Below are 3242 nucleotides of genomic sequence, written 5' to 3'. Positions count from 1 at the left end.
GGAGGCGGGACGGCGGTGGGCACATTCAGCGCGGGCGCGCCGATGAGCCCCATCACGCCTCCGAGCACGCCCTCCAGGCCGCCGCTCTTGAGGATGTAGCCGTCCGCGCCGGAGTTCTTCACCTTCGCGTTCAGCTCCGCCTCCGAGATGTCGGAGTAGAGGACCAGCTTGGCGACGACCTTCTTCACCTGCCGCAGGTATTCGACGACGTCGTCGCCGAACATCTCCGGCATGTTGACGTCCATGAGGATGAGGGCGAACGGACCCTCGGCGAGCTTCTGGTCGAGCGTCGCCAGATCGGGCGCACCCACGGCGTCATAGCCGGCGGCCGTCAGGGCGCGGACGGTGAGCTCCAGCAGCATCGGGCTGTCGTCAATGACCAGTACGCGGGACATCGTCCTCCTCAGGGGCTCCCGGCCCACAACCCTACACCTTTGGTCCACGGCGAACCATCGAAACGGCGAGCAGGCGGACAGTCTTGGATGGACCCTTGACCCTTTTTCACCCTGTCCAGGATACTTCGGCGCCTTGACCCCGACCTCCACTCCCCTCCAACGCGCGCTCCGCCAGGCGCCGGACCGTACGCTGGCCGCCCAGGCCCGCCCCGAACTGGAGTTCTTCTGCTTCCGGGTGGGAGAGCTGCGCTTCGGCGTCCCCAGCGAGAACGTGACCGAGGTGCTGCGCGCCGGCCTGCTCACGCCGCTGCCGCGCACGCCTTCCTTCATCATGGGCGTCACCGGCCACCGCGGTCAGGTGCTGCCGGTGGTGGACCTGCTGCGCTTCCTCAGCAAGGGCGAAGCGCGCATCGGTCCGCGCACGCGCATCTTCGTGGGCGTCAGCGGCAGCTTCGTCTCCGGCGTGGTGGCGGACACCGTGCTGGGCCTGCGCCGCGTGCCCGTCTCCGACATCCTGCCGCCGCCCCTGGGTGGCGACGCGGCCGCCGAGCACCTGCTGGGCATCGTGAGTGGTGGGGGCCCGCATGACGGCCTCAACCTGCTCAACTTCTCCAAGCTGCTGCAGACGGCCCGTCAGCGCGCGGTGGTGCGATGAGCACCGGCGACGTGAACGGTGTCGCGGACGATCGCTCCGCGGAGGAGCTGGGAGAGGTGGACATCCTCTTCTTCCAGATCGGCGACTCCGAGTACGGCACGGACGCCTCGCAGGTGCTTCGCATCGACCGGGCGCTGCCGGACGACCTCACCGTGCGCGACCTGGGCCTGCCGCACCGCGGCCTGCGCGCGCTGGTGTTCGACACCCCTGAAGGCGAAGGCCACCTAAAGGTGGACGCCGTCAACGGGGTGCGCTCCGTGGCGCTCGCCGTGTTACGCCGCATGCCCGCAGCCGCGGCGGCGGCCCCCTATGCCGTGGGCATCTGCCTGGATGAAGTCTCCCAGCGGCCCGTGTTGCTCATTGATTTGGCGGAAACCTTGAAGACGCAAGGAAGGCACTGACACACATGTCCCTGGAGAGCCCCAACGACAAGCCCGCGGCGAAGTCCCGCGGTGCCAAGAAGTCCCCGGGCGCGAAGGCCGGCGCCGATGCCGCCAACGCCATTGATCCGCTCAAGCCCTTCACCGACACGCTGATGGCGGTGCTGTCCGGCAACCTCAACGCGCGCGTGCCCCAGGACCGCGTCCAGGCGGATCCGACCGGCTTCGGCCACCTGCTCAACCAGGTGTTGGAGAACTTCTCCTCCGCGGAGCACCGCAAGCAGGTGGCGGCGCAGGAGATTGATCAGGCGCTCGACTCGCTCATCATCCTGGTGCGCGAAGGCGACCTGTCGCGCTGGAACACGTCCACCGAGGACCCCCAGCTCGGGCCCCTCCTGGAGGGCTTCGGCAAGGTCATTGAGACGCTGCGCATCTTCGTGCGGGAGATCAACGAAGCCGCGCTGCGGCTGTCGTCCTCCGCCAACCAGGTGCTGGCGGCGTCCACGCAGCACGAGACGTCCTCCACCGAGCAGGCCGCGGCCATCCATGAGACGACCGCGACCATGGAGGAGCTGAAGCACGCCTCCGCGCAGATCGCGGAGAACGCGGGCAGCGTGGCGCGCGTGGCGGAGGAGACGCTGGGCGCGGCCCGCGCGGGTCGCGGCGCGATTGGCGAGTTCATCCAGGCCATGCAGCAGATCCGCAGCGACGGCGTCGCGGTGGCGGACTCCATCTCCAAGCTGTCCAAGCGCGTGGAGCGCATTGGCACGGTGGTGGAGGTCATCGACGAGATCGCGGACCGCTCCGACCTGCTCGCGCTCAACGCGGCGCTCGAAGGCAGCCGCGCGGGTGAGGCGGGCAAGGGCTTCTCCATCGTCGCGGCGGAGATGCGCCGGCTGGCGGAGAACGTCCTGGAGTCCACCAAGGAGATCAAGAACCTCATCACGGAGATCCGCGAGGCCACGGCCGCGGCGGCGGGCGCGGCGGACGCGTCCAAGCACGCCACGGAGTCCGGTGAGAAGCTGGGCGCGGTGGCGGCGCAGGCCGTGGAGGGCATCCTCGCCGGCGTGCAGGAGACGAGCGACGCGGCCCGGGTCATCAACCTGGCCACGCAGCAGCAGCGCACGGCCACCGAGCAGGTGGTGGCGTCCATGGCGGAGATCGAGGACGTGACCCGTCAGACGACGCAGGCGTCGAAGCAGGCCACCGGGGCCGCCGCCGAGCTCACCCAGCTTGCGGGCCGGCTCGCCGAGCTCATCAAGCGCTTCAAGGCCGACTAGGCGTTCTCCTGAGGGGAGACCAGGGCTTGGGGGGCGCGGAAGGTCGCGCCCCCGGGCCTGCCACCCATGGACACCGAGGCCCTCAAAAAGTCCCTCCTGAAGAAGTTCCAGGAGGTCACGGCCGACCGACTCCAGAAGATCCAACTGGGAGTCATCGACCTGGAGAAGGAAACCGCGGATCAGGCCGCGGACGACGTCGCGCGCGAACTGCACACGATGAAGGGCGAGGCCCGCATGCTGGGCCTGGCCGCCATCGGTCAGCTCGCGCACGCCGCCGAGGACGTCCTGCGCGCCGAGCGCGAAGGCAAGACGGCCACCGAGACCGCCACCGACGTCATGCTCCGCGCATGCGACGTGCTGTCGGACCTCATCGAGGACCTGGACGCCGCCCACACCGGGTCCACCGCCACCGAGGAGATGGTCAAGGCCCTGTCGGAGGTGTCCGGCCACCCGGTGCCCGCGCTGGGGCCGGTGCGCAAGCCCGCGGCCTCGTCCGCGCCCCGCCCGCCGCGGCGCCGCCCCGGTCCGTGGC

Annotated in this window: 5 protein-coding genes; 4 read left to right on the top strand and 1 reads right to left on the bottom strand. The window is 69.9% G+C overall.

What is annotated here, in order from left to right; translation table 11 throughout:
- The coding region (locus tag D7V97_RS41590) for a response regulator transcription factor (RefSeq protein WP_147445218.1) at nucleotides 1-395 on the bottom strand (395 nt) is incomplete at its 3' end.
- 133 nt (nucleotides 396-528) lie between these two features.
- Between D7V97_RS41590 and D7V97_RS41585 the strand changes: the two genes are divergently transcribed.
- The 4 genes from D7V97_RS41585 to D7V97_RS41570 all read left to right on the top strand — a co-directional run.
- On the top strand, nucleotides 529-1050 hold the full coding sequence (locus D7V97_RS41585) for a chemotaxis protein CheW (RefSeq protein WP_120616070.1): 522 nt from the start codon (nucleotides 529-531) through the stop codon (nucleotides 1048-1050).
- Nucleotides 1047-1451, top strand: coding sequence for a Frizzy aggregation protein FrzB (locus D7V97_RS41580; protein ID WP_120616069.1), 405 nt, complete (start codon nucleotides 1047-1049; stop codon nucleotides 1449-1451). Before D7V97_RS41585 ends, D7V97_RS41580 begins: the two co-directional genes overlap by 4 nt.
- A gap of 5 nt (nucleotides 1452-1456) precedes the next feature.
- Nucleotides 1457-2710: a methyl-accepting chemotaxis protein gene (locus D7V97_RS41575; protein WP_120616068.1), complete on the top strand. Its 1254-nt coding sequence runs from the start codon at nucleotides 1457-1459 to the stop codon at nucleotides 2708-2710.
- Between the two features lie 66 nt (nucleotides 2711-2776).
- Nucleotides 2777-3242, top strand: a 466-nt coding sequence (locus D7V97_RS41570) for an Hpt domain-containing protein (RefSeq protein ID WP_233583572.1), incomplete at its 3' end; no start/stop codon positions are given.

It is taken from the genome of Corallococcus sp. CA053C, assembly GCF_003611675.1.
Taxonomy (GTDB): Bacteria; Myxococcota; Myxococcia; order Myxococcales; family Myxococcaceae; genus Corallococcus.
Note: the sequence above shows the minus strand (reverse complement) of the source record. Positions and strands in the feature narration are given on the sequence as shown.